26 protein-coding genes are annotated in these 25,248 nt (G+C 69.2%); all 26 read right to left on the reverse strand.

Going from position 1 to position 25,248, the window contains the following annotated elements; all coding sequences use genetic code 11:
* Positions 1-1,281, reverse strand: a 1,281-nt coding sequence (locus tag OHA11_RS47380; protein WP_266508811.1) for a hypothetical protein, incomplete at its 3' end; no start/stop codon positions are given.
* Positions 1,281-2,375 carry a hypothetical protein gene (locus OHA11_RS47385; protein ID WP_266508812.1) on the reverse strand — a complete coding sequence of 365 codons (1,095 nt, stop codon included), beginning with the start codon at positions 2,373-2,375 and terminating at the stop codon, positions 1,281-1,283. The genes OHA11_RS47380 and OHA11_RS47385, both read right to left, overlap by 1 nt.
* On the reverse strand, positions 2,375-3,328 hold the full coding sequence (locus tag OHA11_RS47390; protein ID WP_266508814.1) for a hypothetical protein: 954 nt from the start codon (positions 3,326-3,328) through the stop codon (positions 2,375-2,377). Before OHA11_RS47390 ends, OHA11_RS47385 begins: the two co-directional genes overlap by 1 nt.
* Positions 3,329-3,337: 9 nt before the next feature.
* A complete protein-coding gene (locus OHA11_RS47395; protein WP_266508816.1) occupies positions 3,338-4,234 on the reverse strand; it encodes a hypothetical protein in 897 nt (298 codons plus the stop codon).
* On the reverse strand, positions 4,231-8,889 hold the full coding sequence (locus OHA11_RS47400; RefSeq protein WP_266508818.1) for a hypothetical protein: 4,659 nt from the start codon (positions 8,887-8,889) through the stop codon (positions 4,231-4,233). The genes OHA11_RS47395 and OHA11_RS47400 overlap by 4 nt, the downstream gene beginning before the upstream one ends.
* A gap of 21 nt (positions 8,890-8,910) precedes the next feature.
* Entirely contained in the window at positions 8,911-9,246 is a 336-nt protein-coding gene (locus OHA11_RS47405) for a hypothetical protein (RefSeq protein ID WP_266508819.1), read from the reverse strand.
* 26 nt (positions 9,247-9,272) lie between these two features.
* Positions 9,273-9,806 (reverse strand): hypothetical protein, encoded by a 534-nt coding sequence (locus OHA11_RS47410; RefSeq protein WP_266508821.1) that lies wholly within the window; start codon positions 9,804-9,806, stop codon positions 9,273-9,275.
* Between the two features lie 86 nt (positions 9,807-9,892).
* On the reverse strand, positions 9,893-10,681 hold the full coding sequence (locus OHA11_RS47415; RefSeq protein ID WP_266508823.1) for a hypothetical protein: 789 nt from the start codon (positions 10,679-10,681) through the stop codon (positions 9,893-9,895).
* Between the two features lie 129 nt (positions 10,682-10,810).
* Complete coding sequence (locus OHA11_RS47420) at positions 10,811-11,284, reverse strand: hypothetical protein (RefSeq protein ID WP_266508825.1); 474 nt, start codon at positions 11,282-11,284, stop codon at positions 10,811-10,813.
* On the reverse strand, positions 11,284-11,676 hold the full coding sequence (locus tag OHA11_RS47425; protein ID WP_266508827.1) for an HK97 gp10 family phage protein: 393 nt from the start codon (positions 11,674-11,676) through the stop codon (positions 11,284-11,286). Before OHA11_RS47425 ends, OHA11_RS47420 begins: the two co-directional genes overlap by 1 nt.
* Entirely contained in the window at positions 11,676-12,116 is a 441-nt protein-coding gene (locus OHA11_RS47430) for a DUF6093 family protein (RefSeq protein ID WP_266508829.1), read from the reverse strand. The genes OHA11_RS47425 and OHA11_RS47430 overlap by 1 nt, the downstream gene beginning before the upstream one ends.
* Complete coding sequence (locus OHA11_RS47435) at positions 12,116-12,505, reverse strand: hypothetical protein (protein ID WP_266508831.1); 390 nt, start codon at positions 12,503-12,505, stop codon at positions 12,116-12,118. The genes OHA11_RS47430 and OHA11_RS47435 overlap by 1 nt, the downstream gene beginning before the upstream one ends.
* Positions 12,505-12,741, reverse strand: a complete 237-nt coding sequence (locus OHA11_RS47440) for a hypothetical protein (RefSeq protein WP_266508833.1) — start codon at positions 12,739-12,741, stop codon at positions 12,505-12,507. Before OHA11_RS47440 ends, OHA11_RS47435 begins: the two co-directional genes overlap by 1 nt.
* Entirely contained in the window at positions 12,738-13,580 is an 843-nt protein-coding gene (locus tag OHA11_RS47445) for a hypothetical protein (protein WP_266508835.1), read from the reverse strand. The genes OHA11_RS47440 and OHA11_RS47445 overlap by 4 nt, the downstream gene beginning before the upstream one ends.
* Positions 13,577-13,915, reverse strand: coding sequence for a hypothetical protein (locus OHA11_RS47450; RefSeq protein ID WP_266508837.1), 339 nt, complete (start codon positions 13,913-13,915; stop codon positions 13,577-13,579). Before OHA11_RS47450 ends, OHA11_RS47445 begins: the two co-directional genes overlap by 4 nt.
* Positions 13,916-14,010: 95 nt before the next feature.
* On the reverse strand, positions 14,011-14,340 hold the full coding sequence (locus tag OHA11_RS47455) for a hypothetical protein (RefSeq protein WP_266508839.1): 330 nt from the start codon (positions 14,338-14,340) through the stop codon (positions 14,011-14,013).
* A 3-nt stretch (positions 14,341-14,343) separates the two neighbouring features.
* On the reverse strand, positions 14,344-15,408 hold the full coding sequence (locus OHA11_RS47460) for a major capsid protein (RefSeq protein ID WP_266508840.1): 1,065 nt from the start codon (positions 15,406-15,408) through the stop codon (positions 14,344-14,346).
* Between the two features lie 13 nt (positions 15,409-15,421).
* Positions 15,422-16,156 (reverse strand): hypothetical protein, encoded by a 735-nt coding sequence (locus OHA11_RS47465; protein WP_266508842.1) that lies wholly within the window; start codon positions 16,154-16,156, stop codon positions 15,422-15,424.
* Between the two features lie 106 nt (positions 16,157-16,262).
* Positions 16,263-17,132 (reverse strand): hypothetical protein, encoded by an 870-nt coding sequence (locus OHA11_RS47470; protein WP_266508844.1) that lies wholly within the window; start codon positions 17,130-17,132, stop codon positions 16,263-16,265.
* A gap of 62 nt (positions 17,133-17,194) precedes the next feature.
* Complete coding sequence (locus OHA11_RS47475; protein WP_266508846.1) at positions 17,195-19,075, reverse strand: hypothetical protein; 1,881 nt, start codon at positions 19,073-19,075, stop codon at positions 17,195-17,197.
* A 74-nt stretch (positions 19,076-19,149) separates the two neighbouring features.
* Positions 19,150-20,709: a terminase family protein gene (locus tag OHA11_RS47480; RefSeq protein WP_266508848.1), complete on the reverse strand. Its 1,560-nt coding sequence runs from the start codon at positions 20,707-20,709 to the stop codon at positions 19,150-19,152.
* Positions 20,693-21,241: a sigma factor-like helix-turn-helix DNA-binding protein gene (locus OHA11_RS47485; protein ID WP_266508849.1), complete on the reverse strand. Its 549-nt coding sequence runs from the start codon at positions 21,239-21,241 to the stop codon at positions 20,693-20,695. Before OHA11_RS47485 ends, OHA11_RS47480 begins: the two co-directional genes overlap by 17 nt.
* 342 nt (positions 21,242-21,583) lie before the next feature.
* Positions 21,584-22,258 (reverse strand): restriction endonuclease, encoded by a 675-nt coding sequence (locus OHA11_RS47490; protein ID WP_266508850.1) that lies wholly within the window; start codon positions 22,256-22,258, stop codon positions 21,584-21,586.
* A gap of 16 nt (positions 22,259-22,274) precedes the next feature.
* Positions 22,275-22,841 carry a hypothetical protein gene (locus OHA11_RS47495; RefSeq protein WP_266508851.1) on the reverse strand — a complete coding sequence of 189 codons (567 nt, stop codon included), beginning with the start codon at positions 22,839-22,841 and terminating at the stop codon, positions 22,275-22,277.
* A gap of 98 nt (positions 22,842-22,939) precedes the next feature.
* Complete coding sequence (locus OHA11_RS47500; protein WP_266508854.1) at positions 22,940-23,068, reverse strand: hypothetical protein; 129 nt, start codon at positions 23,066-23,068, stop codon at positions 22,940-22,942.
* On the reverse strand, positions 23,052-25,232 hold the full coding sequence (locus OHA11_RS47505) for a hypothetical protein (RefSeq protein WP_266508856.1): 2,181 nt from the start codon (positions 25,230-25,232) through the stop codon (positions 23,052-23,054). Before OHA11_RS47505 ends, OHA11_RS47500 begins: the two co-directional genes overlap by 17 nt.
* Between the last annotated feature and the right edge of the window lie 16 nt (positions 25,233-25,248).

Consider the following 25,248-nt stretch of genomic DNA (forward strand, 5'->3'; position numbering starts at 1 on the left):
TGCTCCGGCGAGGATCTTCCCCGCGATGATCGAGTTCGCGGCGATCTTGTCTGAGGTGACAGCGAGCGCGTCCAGCTTCGCGGTAGTCACGGCGGCGGCCGCGATTTTCGAGGCGACGACGGCTTCGGCGGCGATGTTCCCGGCGAGGATCGTCAGGGCGGCGATCTCAGTGGCCGTGATCGTGCCTGCGGCGACCATGCCTCCGGCGATCAAGGTGCGGACCTCAATGTTGTCGAACCACGCCTCACCCACCGAGACCGAAGACGCCTCCACCAGGAGGAACGCGGCGATCGTGTTCGGTGGCGCCTGGACCTGCCCGGTGGCCCGTTGGTAGGCGCCTCCGACGGTGAGTCCGTCGACGACGCCGTAGCCGGTCACCCCGCCCGCAGCGTCCTCGTAGCGGAAGAGGAGCTTGGCGCCGCCGCCGTTGAAGTCGGCGGACGTCTTGTAGTCGAACGCCAGGAAGTGCCGCTCTCCCGGCAGGACGTCGTACCGGCCCATCTCCACGTTGATCCAGGTGGTGAACCCGGTGTTGCAGTCGATCATCAGGGCGGTCGCTGAGTTGTTGCCCGGGGTGACCAGCGAGAACTCCGGCCGTCCCGCGATCTTCGCGGCGATCAGCGGGCCCTCGAAGGACGGGTCGGGGGCGAGGTTGCCGATACCGAGGCCGAGCTGGTCGGCGCCGATCGCCCCGACGGCGACTTTCGCCGCGGTGACGGCTTCGTCGGCGAGCTTCAGGGTGGTGACGATGCCGTCCACGATGTCGTCCGCCACCACCGGAGTCGGGCCGAACGGTCCGACGGTGGCGGATGCCGGGGAAGCGGTCCCGGATGCGGAGCGCGCCACCAGGCGTACGTAGACCGGGGTATCGCACGGGATGACCACGGTGGCGCCCTGCGCCGTCTCGATCGTCGACTGCAGAGTGGCCGGGATCGGGTCATAGACCGCAGTGATGGAAGCGTGGACTTCAACCCGCTGCCAGTCCATGGGGATGACCGCGCCGCCCGCGAACAGACCGTCCCAGCCGACGGAGACGCCTCCGAGGACGGAGGCGACGATCGGTGCGGACGGCTGCGGTGGGGGAGGCCCGTTGACGGCCTGGACGCCGACGGTGCCGTCGCCCTGGAGTCCGACGATGGTGCGCAGGCTTCCGGTGGCGTCGTTGACGGTGATGGCGGCGTTCTCGATGCTGCCGCCGTGCGCGTACCGCTGCCCCTTCTGGACCTGTTCCAGGCGTCGCCGCAGCGCGTTCAGTTCCAGGGGGATCGACGTGTTGGCCATCAGGCGTCCTCGGATCCGTAGTGGAAGGCGTCCGCCCGTTGGAGGGACAGGGTGGCGGTGTCGGCGCGGTCTCCGGGTTTGTAGGAGTCGGCGAGGATGCGGGCCCAGCCGGTCCAGGACACCCACTGGTTGTGGACGGCGACCTGGACGTCGTCGCCGATCTGCCAGGATCCGAGGGGGGCGTTGGGGTGGTCGCGGATGGTGATGTCCTGGACCTGGCCCATGACCTGCAACTGTCGGCGGCGGGCGCGGGCGCGGCGGCCGAGGACGTCGTTGCCGTTGACGGTCGGCAGGGCCAGGACGGATTCCATGCGCAGGCGTCCGTCGCGGACGGGGTCGACGGCGAAGCGGGTGCCGGTGCCTTCGCCGGATCCGGTGGCGATGATGACGTTGGCGTAGGCGTCGCCGGAGTACTCCACTGCGGGGGCGTCGATGATGTTGACGCCGGTCTGGAAGCTGATGTCGGTGCGGCGGGCGCCGAGGCGGGGGTAGCCGAGTTTGATGCGGCGTTCGATGCTGCCGTTGGCCAGGAATGATGAGGTGTTGGTGTACTGCGGGGAGCCGTCCTCCGACACCAGGTCGTCGAGATGGTCTCCGAGGAGCGGTGTCTCGTACCAGTGGGAGGCCCACGGCTCGGTCGGGGTGCCGGCCTTCGCGCTGGAGGTGGTGGCGTCGACGATGACGTCCAGGTCTCCGTCGGGCTGTTCCTGCGCGTACGCCCAGATGTCGCGGATGATGACGCACGGATCCTGGTTGACGTAGGGGGCGCGGCCGTTGAGGTTGCCGTGGCTGTCGTAGCGCTTCATCAGGTACGACGACCAGGAGGCGGCCTCCAGACGGTATTCGCCGTCCTCGGCTTCGACCGACCAGACGAGGCCTCCCCAGCGCAGGCGTCCGTCGGCTTCTGCGTAGATCAGGGCGGTGGCGGGTTCGAGGACGGACGCGTTGGCGCGCACCCACTTCGGCGCCAGGGTCGCGGTCAGACTGCCGGGCCCGTTGAGTTCGTTGCCGAACTCCACCCCCGACAGCGGCAGCGCCGGGTGCAGGACTTCCCCGGTGAGGGCGTGCTGCGCGAAGTACCGCCAGCGACCCATCAGAGAGGGCCCTCCTCGAACTCCACGTCTGCGACGAAGGTGGTGGCGGCGTCGCAGCCGAACTTCCCGACGTTGCCGGCCTTCGGCCGCATGCGGGAGCGCAGGGTCACGTTGGTGCCACGCATCGCCGCACCCAGGGTGTCGGTCAGCGACAGGGTGTCGGCCATCACCGCGGTGTAGCGGTGCGGGGCGGTGCCCTGGTTGTCGTCGATGTAGACGGCCTGGGCGGCCTGTTTGGTGCCGAACTGGAAGGTCAGTTCGCCGAAGATGTTGCCGTCGACGAGGCGGATCCCTCCGACGTCCCACTTGATGCGGACCTTCGACGCCCAGGCAGGGACGGCGATGGTGTAGGTGACGCCGGAGGGGAAGTTCTGCCAGGTCTCGGTCGTTCCGGAGATCTCCACCAGGGGCCCGGGGTAGAACAACGGCAGGAGCTGGCGTTCCCGGCGCGGGTTGGCGACCTGCCGCAGGTCCACGATCACCGCGTTCGTGACGGTGGCGGTGGAGGCGGGCAGGTCGATGCGGGCCAGGGGGATAGCGGAGTATCCGGACGGCACCGTGGTGGCACTGCTGGACACGTTGGAGATCACCTCGAAGAACACGATCGGGTCGGTCTCCGGGTCGCGGGTGCCCTCGTACTCCGGGTCCTCCACCCGCAGGACGATCATGTCGGAGCGGGCGGAGCCGCCGGTGGCGGCGATGCCGACGCTGGTGTCGGTGCCGATGTTGTACGCCGCGTAGTGGCCCTGGACCGACGACACCTTGCCCGCGATGACCGCGGACCCGTCCGAGATCTGCACCCCCGCCCCGGGCGTGGACAACTGGGACACCTTCATGTCCAGGCCGGTGGTGACGCCTTGGTTGTCCCGCGCGAGGTCCTTGACCATCATGCGGAACTGCTGCGCGGTGTGGCTGGCGCCGGTCGTCATCATCGGCACGGGGTGCAGCGTCATCAGGGCCTCCTACAGGGCCTTGTAGGCGGGCCACCAGGTGACGGCCAGCGTGCTGGTCAGGGTGGGGTCGGTCGCAGCCCACGCGATCTCGTTCGGGCCCGGGGTGAGGCGGAACAGGTCGATGCGGGACTGCGGAGTCATGGGGGCGCCGCCGCCGTTGTTGCGCAGCACGGTCCGCCAGCCGGGCCGGGTGTCGATCTCCACCCATTCGCCGTCGGCGAGGGTGGTCTGCACCGTGATCGAGACGCCGGATTCGACGTGGGTGATGGACGGGTTGGCGCACGGCCCGTTCACGCGGAGCAGCGGCCACGTGGGCGCGGTTCCGGCGACGCTCAGGAAGGAGGGCCGTCCCACGGCGAAGGGGTCGCCGGCGATGGTGAACGGGGGGACGATCGGCGCGGTGAACCCGCCGTGGGAGAGGATGCCCAGCGGGATGCTGGTGGTGTCCGGCTCGTCCGCGTAATAGAGGTGGTCCTGGCCCTGGAATTCGATGTCCAGGGGGATCCAGCCGTGGATGGACTTGGTGACGTCCGGCTCCAACTTGCGCAGGCGGCCCCGGACGACCCGGGTGGGCCGCCCGGGGAACTTCAACCTGAGGCTCATCGTCAGCCCGCCGGAGCCACGCACTCCTGCGCTGTCCGCATCAGCCTGCAGGGCGGCCAGGGTGTCCAGGGCCCCGGCCTGGTTCCCGGACTGGCTGATCCCGGCGTCGATCCTCAGGGTGCGTCCGCTGTAGTAGTCGGCGCCGATCCACAGGCCGTCCTCACCCGGGGGTTCGACGTCCTGGGACCGTACGGACGGCTGCCCGAGTCCTTCGATGGTGGCGATCCGTACGGAGGTGCCGCGGCCGATGAGGACGCTGCCGAGCTGGTGCTGGCCGTCCTCGAGTTCGATGGGCGTGCTCATTGGCCTCTCGCCCCCACTCCCCCGCGGGCGAGGCGCCGCAGCTGGTAGCCGTTGTGTGCGTCGACCTTGCGGGCGGTGTCTTCCGCGTTCCCGCCGGAGGTGACCTGCCAGGTCTGTGAGCCGATCAGCGGTCCCTGTTCGCGGATGATGACGACCCGTCCGGCGTTGGCGTCGGTGAGGCCGACGCCGAAGCGGGAGGCGACGTCACGCAGGACAGGCATCGCGTGGCGGCGTTTGTTGGCGCCGAGTGGCAGGTAGGCCTCGCCGCCAGTGGACGGCTCGGCGAAGGTGACCGCGCCGCCGCGGGTGGCGTAGATACCGGACCGGATACCGCCGTCCGCGTACGCCATGCCCTTCTGCGCCTTGCCTAGGTCAGCGAGGAAGCGAGTCGATCGGGAGCCGAGCGCCGTCTTGATCTGGGAGGTGGCCTTGGTAGCGGTGGCGATGATTTCGTCCTCGCCGAGACCGGTGGTGGCCGCGACGTCGTGGATGCCCGTCTTGGAGTTCTTCACCGCGGCAATGATCGACACCAGCGACTGGACCTGGTCGGGGGTGAGCGCGTTGTTGGCGCGCTTCGCGGCCGCGTTCGCTGCGGACGCCTTCTTGCTGTCCGAGGCAGCGCTGGCCGCGAGTTGCTGGGCCGCCTCGTCGTTCTGCGCCGCCAGTTGTCCGGCCAGATCCCCGAAACCCTGCGCGGCCAACTTGGCGAGGTTCTTCGCGAACAGCTCCTGATTTCCGGTCGCGTGATTGAGCTGCACCTTGTAGTCGGTGAGCGACGCGCGGGCTTCCTTGGCCAGCTGGCGCAGGGCGATCGACATCTGCGCGATGTACTTCTTCGACCCGTTCGCCATCTTCTTCGTGAGGGCCACGCCGTCTTTGCCCATGGAGGCGAGGGCTTCGGCGACGTCGCCGCCCGCAGTTGCCGCGACCTTCTCCAGGTCCCGGTTCCAGGCCGCGGTGGCCCTACCGGCGGAGATGAGCTTCTTCTCCACGGCGCCGACGTCGAAGTAGTTGACCTCCTTGGTCGTGGTCTTCCCCTTGACCTTGACCTTCACCTTCTTGGTTTTGTTGCCAGCGGATCCGGCGTCGGATGCGGAGTACAGGGAGCCGGTGGTGGGGTCGTAGCGCCAGTCGGTGACGGAGCCTTGGGCGTTCCACTGGATGTCGTCCGGGTTGCCCCCGAGGCGGCGTACGGTCTCCTCCGCGATCGCGCGGGAGCGGGGCCGCTTGGAGGACGCGAACGGAATGTAGGCCTCGCCGCCGGTTTCGGGTTCGGCCCACATTCGGTAGGTGGGCTGGGCGATCTGCGCGACGTGGTTCTCCCGGCCCATGCCGCCGTCGGCGAACCGCTGCAGGCGGGCGCCGGCGTAGATGTTGCCGTCGGCGGAGCGGCCTGCGGTGGAGCCGTAGTAGGTGCCCGACGGGGGGCCGCCCGGGCTTCCCTTGATCTTGTACACGGTGGTATAGGTGACCGTCACCGAACGGTTCCTGAGTCCGGCGATCGCGGAGGCCAGCGAGCCGACGTTCGCGCGCTGCGTGCCGGTCGGCACGCTGATCACGACATTCTTCCCCTTGGTGTCCCTGATCTTGAATCCGAGGGCCTCCAACTGCTGACGGGCTTCGGCGGTCGGGGCTTTCATCGTGATGGTCTTGCCGTTGGTGGAGGCGACCTTGCTCTTCACGGCCTCCAGGTCGGCGATGGCGTCCTGCGTCGTCGCGTTGATCGCGAGGGTCTTGTCCTTCAGGCCGTCACGCTTGCCCTTCAGGGCGTCCAGGCCCGCGCCTGCGGCGCCGGTCTCCGCGGTGACTTTGAACTTGCCGTCCTTCAGCTGCACGACCTTGAAGCCGAGGCTCTCCAGCATCGACACGGCGTCGCTGGTCAGCGCGGACACGGTGACCGACTTGGCGTTCGGGGTCTTCTCGATGGCGGAGATAACCGAGTTAAGGCCCGCGATGGCGTCCTCGGTGCGCATCTCCAGGGTGACGGATTTCTTCTCCGGGATCTTCAGGTAGGAGTTGGCGAGCGCTTCCGCCTGCGCCTTGGTCAATCCCATCGCGTCGGCGGCCTGGATGAACGCGGTCCGGCCCTCGGTGTAGATGGCGTTGACCTGCTGCCACGACTTTCCCTGATCTCGCGCCGATGCTGCGGCGGCGTCGGTGTTCGCCGCCAGGTCGGACAGGACCTTCTCCGCTTCACGGGCCTTGCCTGAGCCCAGGTCGAGTTCCCCGTTCTGCATCTTCAGGACGCCACCGAACTTCCCGGAGGCTTTCTGTACATCGTCCAGGGACTGTTCGAACGCGCTCATGGCGGAGGCGCCGGCCCGGTTGACGTCGTTGAGGGCTTGCAGGCTTTGGCGGAGGCCGTCCGCAGAGGCTTTCTGGTCGGCGAGTTTCGCGGAGGTGTCCTGCGCGGCCTGCCCGAAGATGCCCATGGACTGGGCGGCCAGTTCCTGCTCGAAGGCCTGGTCGGCCAGGGCGGACTTGTAGTCGCCGAGTTGGGCGCGGAGTTCCTTCCCGGACATGCCCTGCTTGCGCATCGCCTCGGCGACCCGCTCGAAGGCGGCTGCCGCGATCTCGCCCTTGCCGCCCCGCACCAGGTTTGCGAGGGATTTGTCGACCGCGTCGAGGTCCTCCTTGGCTTCCTTAACGGGGGTGGAGTCCATCCCGACGAGCTTGGTGAGGAACTGCTGCGTCTTGTCCAGGTTGGAGGGCCGGGCCAGGGTCCGCAGGCTCTCCCCCAGCCCTTCCAACTGGGGGCCGAACGCGCGCAGGGCTTCGCCGGTGACCTTCCCGGTCTGCCCGAGCTCCCCGAGGCTCGTGGTGAGCTTCTCCACGTTCGGCGGGGCTTCCTTGCCCATCTTGGACAGGCTGGACAGGACTACAACGACCGCGGCGATCCCGGCGACGATGATGGATGCCCGCGCGGCGACGCCGAGGGACATGAACGCCGCTCTCAAGCCGGCCAGGCCGCCGCCCGCTGCGGCCGCGGTCGTGCCGAGCGCGGCGATCCGGGCCTGGACGGCTGCCATGCCACCCGCCAGTGCCGCCATGCCCGCTCCGGACAGCTGCAGGAGTTTCAGGGCGGTGGCGACCTGAATGATGATGCCGACCAGCTCGGGTGGCAGCGCGGCCACCAGGCGGGCTGCTGCGGTGACCAGGGTGAGCATGGTTGGTCCGGCTTCGGATGCGGCCTTCAGTAGCATCACCACGGCGTCTGAGATCGCGCTGAGGGCTTCGCGGGCGGCGGGCCCGTTGGTGCGGGCGTAGTCCATGAACTGGGCGAGCGGCCCGGACTTGAGAGCGCCGCCTTCGGACAGGACCCGCAGGAAGTGCATGACCTTGTCGGTCATTGCGTCGAGCTGGCGGTCGGAGAAGTCCGCGAAGCGGTTCGCCATCGCATCGAATCCGGGCGTGGCCATGGCGCCGCCCGCGACGGTGGTGAGGCGGTCCAGCTGCGCGGATGCGGACTGCACGTGCGGGGTCAGCCGGGGAATGATCTGGTCGAGGACGGTGATGCCCTGTGTGAGGGGCTTCATCGTCCAGGTCGCCATGTCGTCGGACCAGTCGGAGAAGTTGCCCTTCAGCCGGGAGACGGCGATCGCGGCTTTCTGGGCTTCCGGCGGCAGTTCGGCGAGCGCCCGCTGGTAGGTGAGCTGCGCGGTGATCGCTTCGGTGCTGGCCTTGCCGTGCTCACTGACCGCGTCCTGGTACTTCTTCTCCGCGTCGGCGACCTGGCCGAGGCGCTCTACCTGGCCGCCGATGGCGATGCCGAAGGCGGTCGCGCCCACCGCGGCGGATCCCAGGGCGCCTCCCAGCGGGATGAGGGCGGTACTCAGGCCGGCGGTGAGCGGTACTGCGGCGGTGGCCAGGCCGGTGAAGAGTGCGAGGAGTCCGCGCACGGACTGGCCGGCCTGCTGGTTGGAGGCGGTGAGCCCGCCGACGCGTCCGCGGAGGTCTCCGAGGCGGCCGTTGACATTGGTGAGGGAGCCGTCCAGGTCGTCGAGGTCGCTGCGGAAGGTGCGGGTGCCCGTCGACAGGTCGTCCAGGCGGGTGCGGGCCCGTCCGGCGGCGGTGCTGATGCGGCGTACGGCGGACGCGGTCAGGACGGCTTGGGTCTGGAGTTCCTCGAGTTCGTTCTTCGCTTCGCGGGCGGCGCGCTGGAGGGTGTTGAGGGAGTGTGCGGTGTCCTGGGATGCGCTCTGCAGGGCGGCAAGGCCGGCAGTTCCGTCGACGTTCAGGCCGACGGTGATGGACTGGTCGGCGCCAGCGGCCGTGACGGCGGCGGTGACCTCATCGCGCAGATGGTCGCCGTCGACATCGAGGCGCACGGTGAGGGCTTGTCCGGAGGCGCCGGCGAGTGCGGCCTGGATGTCGCTGTGCAGGTCGGCGTCGTCGATGTCAAGGCGGACTCTGAGGCCCTGCCCGGATCCTGCTGTGGTGAGGGCCGCGTTGACATCGGACCGCAGATGGCCGGCGTCGATGTCGAGGCGGACGGTGATGTCGTTCGCCGCGGCGGCCCGTAGTTCAGTGAGTGCCTGTTTGGCCTCGTTGATGCGGTCGCGGAGTTTGCGGGCCTCCTTGGCGCTGTCGCGTAGTGTGCCCTTGAGGTCGGATCCCTGCCCGGTCAGGCGTACGGACAGATTCCACTCGCTCATGGAGGCCCTCCCCTCGGTCGGTCAGTGGTGGTCGCGGGCGAACTGCATGGCTTGGTGGACGCTGGTGGGAATCAGGGCGACCTTGACGCCGTGCCCGTCGTCACCCTCGGGGACGGTCTTGCGCTTGTCCTCGATGAGTTGGCATCCGATGCAGCGGTGGGTGACGGCCTGGTAGGCGTCCTCGTCGCCGTCTGCCTGCTCGTCCCACTCCTCATGCCGGGTGCCGCAGTGCGGGCACACGGTGTGCTGGTAGGCCTGGTAGGCGCGGGCTTTGCGGCGGTCGAGGTCGGACCAGGTGCCGTCGCCGTGGCCGCGGAACTGCGAGTGGGGGATTCCCCACCGATTGCAGAGCTCCATCTCGGCACGGAAGGCGGCATCATCCGTCAGCCTTTTCCCAGGTCGGTCCGCTTGTGGAGCTGGACGGACCAGGCGGCCTGCCACAGGTCGTGGGCGTCTCCAGACGACCAGGTGGCGAGGTACTTGGCGGCGGCCTCGACGGGCATGCCGTCCAGGGAGGCGGCGGAGATGACGGCCGGAGCGAAAGTTTCCATGTGCCACTCGCGGCCTGCGGATTCGTCTTCCTCGGTGGCCGGGTGTGCCGCCTGCAGCTTTTCCAGGTCCTGGCGCTCGAGGGCTTGGAAGGTGAGCACGATCGTCTTGCGGTCGTAGACCTTCTTCAGTTCGTCGGCCGCGGCTTGGGCTTCCGTTGCGTTCTTCTCGACCAGGGAGCGCGCTTCGGGATCGGTGTCCGCCAGAAAGTTGTCGCGGTAGGCGGTCAGGCGCTGGCACTCCTCCTTCGCTTCCAGGTACCTGGCGCGCAGTTCGGAGTCCTCGCACAGCCGAAACGTCCGCGTTGGCCGCTTGACCGCGTCCAGACGCTTCTGGAGGGCTTCCCACTTGCTGGTGGTCGTCGTCATGTCGATTCCTTTGGGAAGGCCCGGCCGGGCGCGCGGCGCCCTTCCCAGACACGCCGGGGCCCGGCCGGGGGCTTGAGGAGGTGGGGTCAGCCGCCGGGCGTGGTGGTGGTGACGTTGACGGCAGGGCTGGTGCCGCCGGTCAGGCCGGCCGCGGAGGCGGTCATCTGTGGGACGTCGACACCGTCGTAGGCGCCGCCGAAAGTCACCGTCACCGGGGTTCCCGGGTGGGGTCCGCCCGCGCACACCACGTCGCCGGGCGCCAGGTTGGACAGCGCCACGAGAGCGGACTGCACCGCGGCCGCGTTCGCGTCGAACGCGATTCCGGCGGTGGTCTGCCCACTCCAGGTGAGCGTGTAGGTGCCGCCCGTCGGGGTGCCGGTGATCGTGACGGTCTGCACCTCGTCGGTGCCCGCGGCCGGGACGGTGGCGTTCTGCAGCGGACGGTCGGTGATGACGAACTGCACGTTGATCTTCGCGGCCTCGTTGTCCGTGCTGTAGCCCTTGGAGTTGGAGGCGACCTTCACGGGGAAGACCTCCAGGCCCTTGGCCCCGGGAACGTCTCCCTTGGAGAAGACGCACATGTACCCGGTGGTGCCCTTGGCGAGGTCGGTCTCGATGTCGTCGAGGGTGTTGTCCTCGTAGAAGCCCAGGGAGCTGTCGGCGGCCTGGTCGTCGCCGTCGATCTTCGCGACGAACGTGGTGCCCATGTCCGGGGTCTCGATGGGCTGGTTCTCGAGGTTCCAGCCGTCGATGGTGTGGATGCCGTCGGTCAGGTCGTTTCCTGCGCTGATCTCTGCACGAGTCGGAAGAAGATCCGTCGATGCGATCGTCGGCAGGAACTTGAATTTGGTTGTGCTCTTGCGGTTGAACCTCATGGTGGCCCCTCGCGGATCGGGGCCAATCGTGGGGCCCCTGCTACACGTGTGTCGGTGTGGCGGCCACCTGTGGTGGTGGCGTCCGCGTGGGGTCCCGCCGCGGTGCGGTGATTGCCTCCCTGAAGAGGGTCAGGCGCCGGTCTCCTCGAGGAAGAACCGGTAACGGATCACACTGGTGATGATGGCATCTCCCGCGTCGGACGTTCCCCCGGGTTCCCGGGCCTCCCGGCGGTCGCAGTGCACTCCGGGAATGGTCAGAGGGTGCTGGTAGCCGGGCGTTCCGTCGGTGCGGCGCTGGATGACCTTGCGGCCGCGGTCGGCCAGCCACTGCGCCTGTTCGCCGCCGCCGCGGGTGTCGTCGTCTCCTTCGGCCGGGCCGGATACGAACGTCGCCTGGTAGGCGGAGATGGCGGTGGTGTGCCGGTCGGCCAGCGTGTGGTCGTCGGTCAGGTGGTCCAGCGGGTCCAGGAGCGTGTACGGCGGCGCGTACGGCGTGCCGGTGGCCGGGTTGATGGGTACGGTGCGCTCCCCGACCGGCTTCCCGGTGACCAGCTCCAGGAGTTCGATGACGGCCTTGGTGACGGGCTCTCGGTCGATCATCATCAGCTCCCGAAGATGCGGTCGCAGGCGGCTTTGAACGGGTCGATGATGATCTCCTCGAGCTCGTTGACCGACGGTTCCACGTGCGGGAACGGGGGCTGCCGGAAGAAGCGGCCGAGGCTGTCGTACATGTTCATGTAGCCGTACTCGAGACGCCGTCCCTGCGGAGCGCGGGTGCCGATGGTGACTCCGCCGCCGTCCGGCACCGGGAACGGCTCCGGCTGCCACGACCCGCGGTAGTCGCCGGAGATGACGTTCGGCCCGGGCCTGCCCGACGCCCGCTCCATGATGAGCGCGCGCAGGAGGCGGCCCTGCTGCTGCACAGTGCGGTCCACCTCCGGTCCGACGCGGTCGGCGGCCGTGTTCAGCCGTTCGGCGAACTGGTCCAGGTCCATCAGGTCACCTGCCTGGTCTGCTGGATCTGGTCCAGGGCGGTCGTGCGGACGACGGCGATGGTTCCGGCGCCGCCCGGGTCCTGGACCCGCCACTTGCGGCCGAGAAGCGCCAGGTCCCCGCCCTCGTGGATGGCGACGACGGAGACGATCTGGTCCTTCTCCGCGACCGGGGCATCGAGGGGGGTGAGGAGCCGGTACTTGGAGCGCGTCTCGGGCGCCCACGGCAGGTTGGCGCCGGGGATGGCGATGACTTCGGCGGCCGTGCCGGCGGTCTGGACGGCTCCGCGCCCCTCGTAGAGGGTCTCCGGCTCCGGATAGGTGTACTGGCCGGTCTCGGTGTCGAAGACACGCGGCCCGGTGCTGGGGTCGGTGATGCGTACGGTGTCCCAGGGGATCAGGTCCTCGATGACCTGGGTGATTGCGGTGAAGTCCAGGGCCATCAGTCGCCTGCCTTCCCGCCGCGCGCCCACTCCGTGAGGACGGCGAGCATCGACCGGGCGGTGGCGCCCGGGCCGCCGCCGTAGTCGGACCGGTTCAGCGACTCCTGGTCCAGCAGTACGGGGTCGACTTGGGCGAGGAACGCGGCCACGATGTCGCCGGGCGTCTGGCTGACCCCGACGGCGACCTGGGCGAGGCCTTCGAACGCTGTGTTCTTGGGGTGTCGGGTGTGCAGGACCAGCCGGGGCAGTGAGGCCGCGATGTCGTGCTCGAGGACGTACCCGGTGACCAGGCCGTCGGACAGGGGGGTGCCGTCCAGGGCGATGGTGGCGTGGCCGGGCTGCGCGTCGATCCGTACGCCGCGCGCCTGCGGCTCGGACGGAGTGGCCATCACTCGTCGCCGCTCTTGCGGATCTCGGACTGGTTGACGATCTGCTGCGCCGACGTGATCAGTCCGTTCTGGTCGATCCACGACAGGCCTTCGCTGCAGGACAGTGCGAGGGAGACCTCTCCGTCCTTGTCGACGACCTTCGCGATGACGAGAGCGGACGACACGAGGTCGCCTTCGTCCATCTCCAGGGTGTTCCCCAGGCCGTCCAGGATCGGCCCCATGGGCTGTTCGGTCATAGGAGGGCTCCGGACATGATGTCGGTACGGCCAGCGATATCCAGGCGGGGCAGCAGTTCCCGCTGGCAGTTCGGATGTGCCACGGGGTGGGCGAGGGCGTCCTGCACGGTACGGATAGTCCGGTTGGCCTTGTCCTCGTCGTCGTGCGACGTCCATCCACAACCAGCGCCGTCACGGATCTCCACGAACGGCGTTCCGAGCTCATCCTGGGCAGTGTGGGCGGCGCCGGTGTTGGCGGTGGTGACGGCCTGCCAGGTGACGGCTGCGGACGCCCACGAGTCGACGGGGTGCCGGGCGTTGTTGGCGTAGACGACGGTTCCTAGGGGATGGTCGCGACGTAGGGCGGCGGTGTCGACGCGGAGGCTCTGCGGGTCGCGGGCGGCGTCCTGGGCCGCGCGGAGGAAGGCGCGGGCGCGGCGGAGGGCTTCGCGGATGCGGGAGGTGAGGTCGGCGTAGTACTGGGCGGAGATGGTGGTGATGGCGTCGCGGTGCCGGGCGGTCCACCCGAACCGGGAGAGGGGCCGGTCGGCGCGCTCCAGGATCTGCCAGGCGCCTTCGCGGTAGACGAGGGGCAGGTCGGTGGCGGCCCAGCGTTCGACGAAGGACATGGCGGCCCGATCGAAGGCGGCGAGGGCCTGGTTGAAGGCGGCGACGGCGGCGCGGACGCGGGCGTTGGCGCCGCGGCTGGGCCCGGGCCGGATCGTGGCGAGGGCGGCGAGGAGGGCGTTCTGGGCGGTGGCGAGGATGCCCCAGGCGCCGGTGAGCCGGGTGGTGGCGTTGGTGATGAACCCGATGAGGCGCTGACGGAGGGTGCGTCCGCGCCGTACGGGGGTGCTCATCGGCGGGGCCGTTCAACCAGGTACAGCACCCCGAGCGCCGTGTCGCCGCTGTCGCCGCTGTCGCCGGCGGGGTCGTCGGGCGCGGGCGAGGCGCCAGACTCCAGGAGTGCGATCTCCCGCTCGTACGCTCGGATGTTTTCGCTGATGGAGACGGAGACGACGCTGGAGACGTTGACGGTGGCGACTTGGGCGCGCAGGTCGGCGAGGCGTTCGTTGAGGACCTCAAGGGCGACGGCGCGTGCGGTGCCGAGGCGCGTGTAGCGGGTGTTCAGGTCGGTCAGGTCGGTGGCCCTGCCGAGTTTCGAGATCAGCCACGCTTGTACGGATGCGTCCACGGGGCGTCCTTCCAGGGGCGGTGGGAAGAAGTGGGTGCGCGGGTGCGGGCCCGCCCTGTTGGCGCCCCCACCACAGGGGGCGGGCCCGCACTCCGCTAGTCGCCGCTGTCGCCCTCGCCAGCGGCGTCCCGGCCCCGGGCCGGCTTGGTGGCCGCGGTCTTGCGTGCGGCGGTCTTCTTGGCTGCCGGGGCGGCCTGGGGGTTAGCGTCGCCGGAGGTTTCCGAGGCGTCGCCAGAGGCGCCGTCCGGGCCGTCGCCGGTGCCGGCTGTCTTGGGCGGGCGGGGCAGCTTCCCGTCGACCCAGGCGGCCCGGCTCGTCACCAGGGCGGCCAGGCGCGGCTCCGGGCAGGTGCCCGGGTGCAGCGTGACCGACTGGCGGGTCTCCGGGTCCGTGACGTACACGGTTGCTGCGAGCTGTGCGGCCATGGGTCACCACACCGTCGCAGCGATGTGGATGTCCGGGGTGTACATGACCGGCAGTGCGGCCGCGGCGCCCTTCGTCCACACCTGGACCGGGTCGTCCTGGTAGCCGGAGGTGACGATGATGCCGGGGGCTTCCTCGCGGTCGATGGCGGGGTTGCCGCCGCTGGAGAGGACGATGCCTTCGGCGGTGAGCCCGTACTGGGTCTCGGCCATCTGGCGGGCGTCCGGCGGCAGGAGGAAGAACATGTTCTCCGGCAGCGGGCGGGCGTCGGTTCCGTCGTCCAGGGGGATCTTCACGTCGTAGGTGACGACCTGCGGCAGTCCGTACCGGGCGCGGACCGTGTTGACCTGGTCCTGCGCGAGGACCGCGGTGGGGATCGTGGACGCGGAGTTGACGCTGTTGTAGTAGGCGGCCCGGTAGGAGTCGTTGCCCAGCATGAGCGCCCACGTGGTGTACGAGGTGAGCGCCCGGGAGGGTGCGGGGGCTCCGGAGTCCCGCAGGACCTTGATCCACCGCATCTCGTCGGCGAGGATGTCGGCCGTCGGGTCGGTCCAGTCGACCGGAGCGGTCGGCATGTTCGCCGAGGGGACGTTGTGGTTGGCCTCGATGGTCAGGCCGTTCTCCCCGGTCAGGGTGAACTTCCCGTCGACGAGGAGGTCGCCGGCCGCGAGTTCCATGCGGTGGCGGACGGACAGGACGTGGGCTGCGGCGTCGTCGTAGATGGATTCGACGAGGTCGTCGCCGTCCATGCCGCGCTGCACGTTCTGGAGGATGGTCTCCAGCTCGCTGATGATGTACTTCTGGCCGAGCGGCAGGAGCTTGCCCTCGGTCACCCAGCGGGTGATCTCCCGGGAGGCGACCTTGGTCTGGGCGTCCCACGCGCGGTAGGAGGCTGCGGCCACGCGCCGGTTGCCGCCGCGGATCTGGTACTTGACCGAGTTGACGGTCCGCTCGGGGATCACGGACTGGGTGAGGAGGTAGTCGGCCGGGGTCTGGATCTCCCGGACGAACGCGTTGATCTCCGTCGGGTTGATGCCCCGCAGGAGGACCTCAAGCATGTCGTTAGGCATGGGGGGTCCCCTCTCAGACCTTGTAGACGAACTGGGTGTTGGAGCCGGTCGGCACGTCGGTGGGGTCGAACGCGACGGGCAGCTTGGCGGGGTTGATCTGGCCGTGGACCATGAGCGGGGCGGCGGCCTTGGTGGCGCCGGGGTAGAACGACACCTCCATGAAGAGGAATCCGGCGAAAACGTCGGTGCCGTCCGCGGGGGCCGCGGTCCCGCCTGCGGTGGTGGTGGCGATGGTGATGTCCGGGGTGGTGCCGCCGGTGAAGCTCTCGGTGGTCGTCGGCGCGGCGACGTTCTCACCCAGCTGAGTTCCGCCCCAGGTGAGCGTCCACGGTCCGCCGGCCGAACCGGTGACGACCACGTCGCCGGGGGCGATGTTGGACAGCGCCTCCAGAGCGGTCTGGACCTGGGCTGCGGTGGCGTTGTAGGCGAGCGCGGCGGTGGTCTGTCCGGACCAGGTGATGGTGAACGTTCCGCCGGTCGGGCCGCCGGTCACGGTCAGGGTCTGGACCTCGTTGGTGACCGCCGCGTACGGGGCGTACAGACCCGATGCGGTGATCTTACCGAGGGGGATGCCCGACTTCAGCTTGCGCTCCGGCTGGTAGGCGGACGCCGCAGTCCAGTGGAGGTTCTCGTCGAACTGGGTGAGGTCGAGGGTGACGGTCTCGTTTGCTTCGATGCCGAGCATGCTCATGAGCCACGGGCGGCCGACAGCGAGCGTCTCGGTGCTGGTGTACGGCTGGATGTCCACGCCGTAGCCCCTTTCGCGAAATACGCGGGTGTGTGTGAGGGCACCGGTTGGTGGTGCCGTCCACGTGGGGTCAGGGCGTGGTCCCTACGGTGGTGCCGTTCTGGGGTCAGTCGGTGTCCGGTGCGCGCAGGCCCCGGTCGATGGCCATCTTCCGGGCGCGTTCCTTCACGGCGTCCTTCCCGCCGGTGGGCTGGCGGGGTGCGTTGCCTCCGGCCGGCGCCCCGGACGGTGCGGGGGGAAGGGTCTGCGGGGCGGCGGCGGTGCCGAACAGTTCCGGGCGGCGCTGCTTCAACTTCGCTGCGGCGTCCGCCACAGCGGCCGGTTCGGCGTCGGGGGTGTCACGCAGGTCCCGCTCCAGCATGGCCAGCGCGTCCTGGAGGTTCGGGGCCGATACCTGGCCCTGGTCGTCGAGGACGTCGATGGCGCCGATACGGATGAGGGCCTGCTCCCGCAGCAGGGCCCGGCGGTCCGCGGCGATCTGGGCGCGTTCGCTGTCGACGGTCTGCCGGTCGCTCTGGAGGGCCTGCTGCTGCCGCTGGATTTCCTCCTGGCGGCGCTGCTCCTCGGACAGCTGCTGCTGGCGGGCCTGTTCGGCCTGCTTGAACACGTCACCGAACCGGGCCGGGTCGAAGGAGTCGGGGTCGATGCCTGCGGCTTCGGCTACCTGCCGGAAGGCGGCGCGGCGGCCCTCTTCCTTCTCGTCCTTCATGATGACGTTGAGACGGCGCTGGGTGAAGGTGACCTTCTCTTCGTCCGGGTCCACGGCGGGCGCAGGCGGTACGGCAGGTGCTGCGGGAGGCTGCTGGCCGGTGCGGGCGGCGAGCTCCGCTGGCGTCGGCACGGCGGCGGGAGGTGCGGCCGGGTCGGTGGCGGTGCCGGAGTTGTAGAACGTGGCGAGGGCAGCCACGCCGGTGTACGGGTGGGCCCATCCGGTACGGGCTACCGGGCCGAGGCGGTGCTGCGCGGGGCGACGCATGTGTGCAAGTCCTCCCAGACTCGTTTCAGGCCCCGCGCCTAGATCCAAGTTGAGCACAGGAATCACGTGGTGTTCCCCCCGCTTCCCTCGGGCACCAGATCCGGGTCCTCATCGAGGCCCGTACCGGCGCCGGTGGGCGGCAGTTGCACGGCGGGTGCTTCGGGCTCTTCGGGGGCCTGTCGGCCGAGGAAGTCGGCTACCTCGTCGGTGTTGCCGAGGGCGTCGGCGAGCATGCGGGCGTCCTCGAAGGAGCGGGCTTCGATCTGCTTGATCTCCTCCTGGGCGTCCTCGATGGGCCAGCCGGATTCCTGGAGCATGCGGATCGCGGTCTCCAGGCTGATGACCTTCGCCGCGTAGGCGTCGGTGACCTGCTGGAGGACGGCGGCCTTGTCGGTCGGCGTGTACGGTCCGCGCTGGATCCGGGCCGGGAGCGGCTTCACTCCCGCCCAGTCGGGGTGCTGGCCGGCGAGGAACAGCCGGATGACGAACTTCGGCAGGAGCCGGTCGGCGTGGTCGCGGGCCAGGCGCATCGCGGAGATCAGCGAGTCGAGCGGGCCCAGGGACAGTTGGAGGGCGTAGCCGGAGGGGACCTTGGAGGGGTCGACGGTGCCGAGGGCGACGGGCGGGATCCGTACGACGTTCGCGGCCCGGTCGGCGAGGTGGTGGACCTGGCTGCGGAGTTCGGCGAGGTTGTTGCTGGTGTCGACGGTGGTGAGGGCGCCGCCTTCGCCGAGGGTGAGGACCAGGCCGGGGGCGACGCTGTACTTCTGCTGCGCGCTGATGGCCTTCCCGGAGATCCCCAGGATCGGGGCGCCGGTGGTGGCGGAGGCGCGGGAGGAGTCGGTGTCCGATCCGGCGAGTTCGTCGAAGACCTGCAGCGCCTTGGCCAGGGACGACTGTCCCCAGTGTTCTCCGGCGGGCGGGGGCGTGTTGGGGACGTGGATGACCGGCACGAAGTCGATGAGCATGTCGAGCCGGTCGAGGACTTCGCCCTGGTCGCTGGTCGCGAACTGGGCCTTGTCCATGGGAAGGCTGTCGACGTCGACCGGGGCCTTCAGGTCGCCGAGTTCCCAGGTGGCGTCGGTGAGGTAGCAGGTCTTGTAGGAGGGGGTGTCGCTCCACGCGTACATGCGGGTGATGGACCCGTTGCCGTCCAGCTGGTCGCCCTGGCCGAGGACGGGGGCGGGCGGCTGGTCGGCGGCGGCGGAGAGGACGTCGGTGCGGATGGGCCGTCCGGTGCGGTCGACTCCGCTGGACGTCTGGGGGCGGATCCAGTCGAGGTGGTAGGTGATGCGGCGCAGCCGGGCGGGCAGGTGGCGGGCCTTGTCCTCGGGGAGCTCCCACGCGAAGTGAATCTTGTCGGGGTAGTCGGATCCGTCGTCGTCCTCGCCCAGGACGGGGAAGTAGAAGCCCGGGTCGTAGACGCGGACGCGTGCGCGCTGCTTGTCGGCGTCCCAGTAGAGGAGGTAGACGCCGTCGCCGAGGCCGACGGCTTTGCGTTCGGTCTGCAGCATGCGCAGCGGAAGGAGTTCCTCATCGGCCCACTCGCGCAGCAGTGTCTGGAGGCGTTCCGCGGCCGCCGCGTCCGGGCCGCCGCCGGTGCCGGTCTGCTCGGCTCCGGGAACGGTGATGGTCTGCTCATTGCCCAGGACGTCGGAGGTCAGCTTGTCGACGAACATCGACGGGTCGCCAAACTCGCGCTTCTCCCGGGCCGTATCACCCTCGAGGAACGAAGTCAGCTCGCCGACCTGGTTGTTGTCGTAGGCGGTGAGGAGTTTGTAGGCGGCCAGGCGGCGTTCGTCTCCGGCGGGTACCCATGTCGCGGCGGCCTCGGGGAACGCCCGGCGGTGCGGCATGCCCAGGGAGTCGCTGTAGAGCGGCTTGTAGTTCAGCCACGACCAGCCGTCGATGATGGCCGACCTGACGCCGGAGAACAGGCCCACAGCAGTCCTTCCCGCTGATCCAGGCCCCGCGCCCGTGATCAGAGTACGGGCGTAGGGCCGGTGTCTTCCCCCGGCTACCGGCGGCCGCGCAGACGCTGGTCGCTGTAGTGCTGGCTGCCGAGGGCTTCCTGGGCCGGGTCAGCCAGCTCGGTCAGAGCGTGGACTGCGGCGTCCATGCGGTCGGGTGAGTCCATGCCGGGGATCCAGGTGACCATCTGGCCCTCGAGTTCGACGTGTTCACCGACGTGGTGGACCTTGCCCTGCTTGTACAACTGGGCTATCGGTTCGGCGCGCAGGCGCTTCCCCTGCTTGGCGTGCACCTCGATGATCGACGGCATCAACAGGCCGTTCGTCTCCCCATCGCGCTGCATCTCGCTCCATGCCTGGCGGACGACCTGGGCAGCCATGTCGCCGCCGAAGTTCTTCTCTACGACGATGGCGTCCGCTTGGCGGTCGATGGCCAGCTTGCACACCTCGGTCCCCCAGGCGTCGGCGCCCATGGTGCGGGACCGGTCGTCGAGAACGTAGAGGTCGCCTTCGCTGTCGCGGGCGGCGCAGACGAGGCCCACTTCGTCGTTGCGCAGGGTGTCCCCTCCTGCGTGGTCGACGGCGACGATGACCCGGGTGGGGGTGACGCCACGCCACGCTTCGGGCTTGATCCGGTGGCCAGTGATCCAGGCCCATTTCCAGACGCCGCCCTCGAGCGGGCGGGGCTTTTGCTGGTAGAGGGCGTACCAGACGCGTTCACCGACGGACTCTCGGATGTCGGCGAGTTCGGCTGCGTCGTACTGGTCGGGCCACAGGGGTTCGCCGATGGGCCGGTGCAGGGGGTCTTCGGTGCTGTCCGCGAGGGCGGGGAGGTCGATCTGCAGCCAGCGGTGGGGTTCGTGGGCGAGGAGCCGGCCGGAGAGGTCGTCTTCATGCCAGCGCGTGTTGATCAGGATGAGGGAGGCGCCGGGTGCGCGGCGGGTGAAGAACACGGACCGGTACCACTCCCAGATGCGTTCGCGTTGGGCGGGGCTGGCGGCGTCGTCGTGGCCTTTGAAGGGGTCGTCGATGATGCCGAGGTTGAAGCCTTTGCCGTTCAGGGCTCCGCCGACACCGGCAGTGACCATGCCGCCGCGGACGCTGGATCCGCGGCGCTGTTCGAGGTCGAAGCGGTTCGCGGCGTGGGAGGCGGGGTGGAGCTTGATTCCGAGGGTGGGTGAGTACTCCTTGAGTTGGTCGCGGACCCATCGGCCGTGGTCGTCGGCGAGGTCGGCGCCGTAGCAGGCGATCATGACGCGGTGTTCGGGGTGACGGCGCAGGTACCAGAGCGGTCCCCAGCGGGAGGCGCGCTGGCTTTTGCCGTGGCGGGGCGGGCAGGTCAGCATCACCTGCAGCCGCTCCCCTGCGGCGATCCGCCGGAACGCGCTGTCGATCATGTCGAGGTGGGCGGCCTGCTTCTCCCGGCCTTCGGTGAGGACGGCGGCGAGGGCGCCCGGTGAGCGGTCCATGGCCATCTGGCGTTCGATGCGGGCGAGTTTGGCGCGGGTCTCGGGGCGGGCCCGGGTGATGACGCGGCGCCGTTGGTCGGCCGGCAGGGATCGGTAGCGGGCCTCGAGGGACGCCTGGCGGTCAGGCGCTGTCGTCACCGTCGTCCTCTTCGTCGTCCTCCAGGTCATCGCCTTCGCCTTCGTATTCGTCGTCCAGGTCGGCGTCGGGGTCGATGACGGGGATCTCCGCGTTGTCGCGGTCGGAGATGTCGATGAGCGCCATGATTTCGGCTGCTTCGCCGCTGGAGAAGGGGATGGCGCCGCCGTCGGGGCCGCTGATCTCGGTGCGGACGGGGACCTTCAGACCGAACAGTTCGGTGATGTCGGCGATGAGCTTGCGGGCCTGCTCGTTGGCCTTCAGGTCGGGGTCGACCTCTGCGGTGGCTGCTGGCATGACGGACCGCAGGAGTTCCTCCAGGCGTGCTCCCTGGAGGTAGCGGTACAGCTGGGCGTCCTGGATCTCCAGCGCGTGGGCTTTCTTGATGGCGCGGGACAGGTCGGACCGGGCGGTGGAGGGCGAGATGTCGAAGTGGTCGGCGATCTGCGCGGCCGTACGGCCCTGGATCTTCATGACGAGCATCTCGCGGCGTCGTTGGGCGACGACTGCGCTCTTTGCTTTGGAAGGTGGCATGCGGTGGGGCTCCCGCGTCGTGTGTGGTTGTGGGCCCCGCGCCTGCCCCGATGATCGCTGATGGGCGTCTGTTTGTTCCCCCGGACCCCGGGCGTGAGAAGGCCCGGTACGCAGCCGGGGGGGGGTGGTCTACGTGCCGGGCCTTCGTGCTCGGGTGCCAGGGGGAGGGCGTCCCCGAGCGTCTTGGGGTGCTGCTGCCCTGTGGGGGTGCATATATGCGGGGTGCGCACGGCCCGGCTCCTGGACGGGCGCGGGGACACCGGGTCCGGGAGTGTTCGGGCCGTGCACTTCTGATGGTGGCCCAGGATCGGGCGTTTGTCCGATGCGCTTCCCCCTGCGCGATCAGTTCCAGGGTGCGGGGCCGCCGTTGGCCCAGGAGACGAGCTGGGTGCCGTCGACGAGGCGGATGGGCTGCGGGAGCATCGCGTTGGTGTCGCCAGCCTGCTGGGTGAAGGCTGCAGTGGTGACGATGACGGCCTGGTGGCAGTGGTGGATGTCGCGGTAGACGCCGTTGATGGTCTGCACGGTCTCGGAGCCGATGTTGTTGCCGTGCCGGTACTTCTTGCACTGGATGAGGATGCGGCGGCCGTCGGTGAGGTGGACCAGGACGTCGGCGCCGCGGTCGTTGGCCTGGCCGACGGCGTGTGCGGTGTGGACGGCGGGGTGTTCGTGGGCGAGTTCGGCGATGGCCTGCTCGAAGCGGGCCGGGGTGAGGCGGTGGAAGGCGTCGATGGTGCGGCGGCCGCGGGCGGGGAGGGCGGCCCGGCCGCGGCTGACCTGGTGGGCGCGGTGAATGATCGGGTTGAGCCAGCGGGGGCGGATGGCGCGGACGATGGCTGCGGCGGCGATCAGGATGCCGATGATGGCGGCTTGGACGGGCCAGGTGCGTATGCCGACGTAGAGGAGGAACGCGGTGAGGGCGGCTCCTCCCCAGGTGAGTTGGGGTAACGCGTTGCGTCGTCGGGGGCGGGTACGGGTCTTGCGGGGGCGGCGGGTCGGGGTGTGGGTGGCGGCCATGGCGGTCTCCGGTGGGTTAGCGGGCGGAACGCAGGTCGTTGCGGTTGGTGGCGATGAAGCCGGTGTTCTTGCTGTGGGCTTGGCGCCGGTCGACGTTGACGGTGCCGTTGAAGTGGTTGTGGATCTCGGGCGGGGCCGCCTCTACGACCTCCTTGGCGCTCTTCATGAGGCCCTTCAGGGCGAGGACGGGGAGGCCGATCGCGGCGGGGACGGCGACGATGCAGCCGCAGATCCAGGCGATGACGGTGGGGTTGGCTTCGCCGGAGGCCCACAGGATGCCGGTGACGGCTCCTCCGAGCATGGCGGTGAGGACGCTGGTGGAGAGGATCGTCGTGTTGAGGTCGACTGCTCTCTGGCTCATGGCGGGCCGGCCTGGCTGGGAGACGGGCGGGGCGGTGCCGATGGTCGGCGCGGGCACCGGATCCCGGTAGGACGTGGGGATGCGCGGCATCTGCTCAGCGGCGACGTCCTGGTTGGCGTCGCGCATGGTGTCTTCGATGTCGGCGAGGAACGCGGCGGCGGCCCTGCGGGTGTCGGAGAGCTGACCGGGCGTGGTGGTGCGGTGCTGCTGATAGGGGGTCACGGGGGCGGGTTCTCCTTGAGGCGGCGGGCGGTGAGGGTGGGTGTAGATACAGAAAGCCCCCGGGTACGACCCGGGGGCTTTCTGGTCGTGTGGTGGTGTCAGCCGGTGTCCGCCTCGTCGGCGCTGCCGGACTGCTCGTTGAAGTAGATGGCGGCGAAGCGCACAGCAGAGTCCTCGCTGAGGCCGGCCTTCTTGAGGCCGGAGATCAGCTCACTGATGTGGAGCATCGCCTCGTCCATCGGGGTCATCTTCAGGTCGGGGAACTCGTCCGGTTGCATGGGGAACCTCACCGCACTCGACTGCCGCGTAGGTTCCATCATCGCCCTTGCTGAGCTTGTCCTGTAGGGCGAGTTTCGTGCACAGGTCACGGAAGGTGCGCTCGGCGCTGGTGTATCCGGCCTTGACCATGAGGGGGTACACCTCGGATGGCTTCGCCTGCTTTCCGAGAGAGGCGAACAGTTCAACCGCGAGGTCGTCGTTGGACTTCGGGACGACCCTGGTCTTCGCGAGTTCGATCGCCGCGTCCTGTGCTGCGGCCCGCTCCAGTTCGTCGTCGTTGAGCATGGTCTCGGTCAGTCGCGGGATCTGTACGGAGGATCCGCTTGCTTCGACCGGGTGCCCTTCGTCGTCGATGGCGCGGCCCAGCAGCACGTCGTAGGACTCGGGTGTGGGCCAGGACTGGTACAGCTCCCACACCGACTCGTGCATCCGGTCCGCTGTGACGTTGCCGTAGGCGTCGCCGCGGAGGTTGGGGATGCATCGGGCCCACCGCTGCCCGTACGCGAGGCCGGCCGCGCGCGCGGACACCTCGTCGAGGTCGGGGCGGATGCTGGAGAGCTGCCGTGCCGCGTCCATGAACAGCGACTGCATCCGCTCGTACTCGGGCGACTGCTCGGTGAACGCCTCGGCCATGGTGGCGTAGGCCTTGGCCGGTGCGGGCTGGAACGGGCCCTTGGTGGCGCTCATGTAGACGACGGTGCCGGGGTCGGTAAAGATCGCCATGTCGGGGGCGCCGAATCCGGGGAACAGCATGTCGAGTTCGCTGGCGTTGTTGGTGCGCAGTCCGATGCGGCCGGGGGTCAGTTCGTCCATGGCTGCGGTGATGTAGTCGCGGGTGGCGCGCAGGCCCGTGTTGGAGACGCGGACGTTGACGGATCGGCCTTCTTCGATGATGAAGTCGATGCCCTCGAGGACGTCGTCGGGCATGGACTTGGTCTCGTCGACGCGGATGTGGATGGAGGGGATCTCGGGGCGGGCGGGGAGGTTGTCGATGTCCTCGTCTTCGAGGAGGTCGGCGTACTCGGTCTTGCGGGCGGCGATGACGTTGCGGGCGGCCTGCACCATCAGTCGGCATTCGTCTTCGTTGGTGGCGGGCCAGTCGATGAGGGGGACGCCGATCCCGTACCGCAGGTAGGGGTTGATGAAGACGGCGGACATCTTCGCCGAGGTGTCCATGTCCCAGACGATCGCGTCGTCGCAGCGGACCAGGCCGAGGCCGAGGGTTTTCATCAGGGCGGTCTTGCCCGATCCCTGGGCGCCGATGGCGATGAACCCTTCGTCCTTTAGGTTCAGTCCGGCTTCGCTGCCGTTGCCGATGACGCCGAAACCGACGAGCTTGTTGATCGTCGTCGGGGTGAGCTTGGGGTAGGGGATGGCGCCCGACATCATGTTCTTCCGGGCGATGGCGATGAACACGACGTTCCGGGGAACGTCGGCCCCGCCTGCGGAGAAGGACACCCCGCCGCCCTTCGGGAGGTGCAGGGCGCCGGCGAGTTCGGCCTCGTATCCGCGCAGGGAGTCGATGTTCATGTGCGCAGGCAGGGTCACTTTGACGGTCTCACCGGCTCCGGAGGGCCAGCGGTCGACGATCGGGTCTGCGACAGCCCCGTCGATGCCGCAGATGTCGTACAGGAGCTGCGCCCAGCCCTGCTGGGCCTTCACGATCTGCTCACCTTGCGCGAGACGGCGGTCGAGTTCCTTCTCGGCCTCGCGGGTCGTCTCCCCCCACTTGTCCATGCCGATGTTCACGGCCGCGCCTGCGCCCCACGTGGCAACGCCGATCGCCATCGTGAGCAGGGTCGGCCGTGTGGCGAGCGCGTACGACAGCCATCCGGTGGTGGCCATCCATGACGCGGCGCGGGCCACCGTGACGCGCCGCCACGACCCGCGGGCCTTCTCGTAGAGGACGGCCGTGCCGGTGCAGACGACACCGGCGGTAGCTCCGGCCTGCCACGGAATGTCCGCGAGAGGCGCCACCAGGGCGCTTGCGCAGGCCAGTTCGGCACCCCAGGCGGTGAGGCGTCCTGGGGTGACGGCGTCGCGGCTGAAGTCCCACCGCTTCGGCTTGTCCGAGAGTGTTTCGAGGCCTGCGGGAATGTCTGTCGTAGTCATGGTCTTCATCTCCTTT

Source organism: Streptomyces sp. NBC_00878, from assembly GCF_026341515.1.
Lineage (GTDB): Bacteria > Actinomycetota > Actinomycetes > Streptomycetales > Streptomycetaceae > Streptomyces.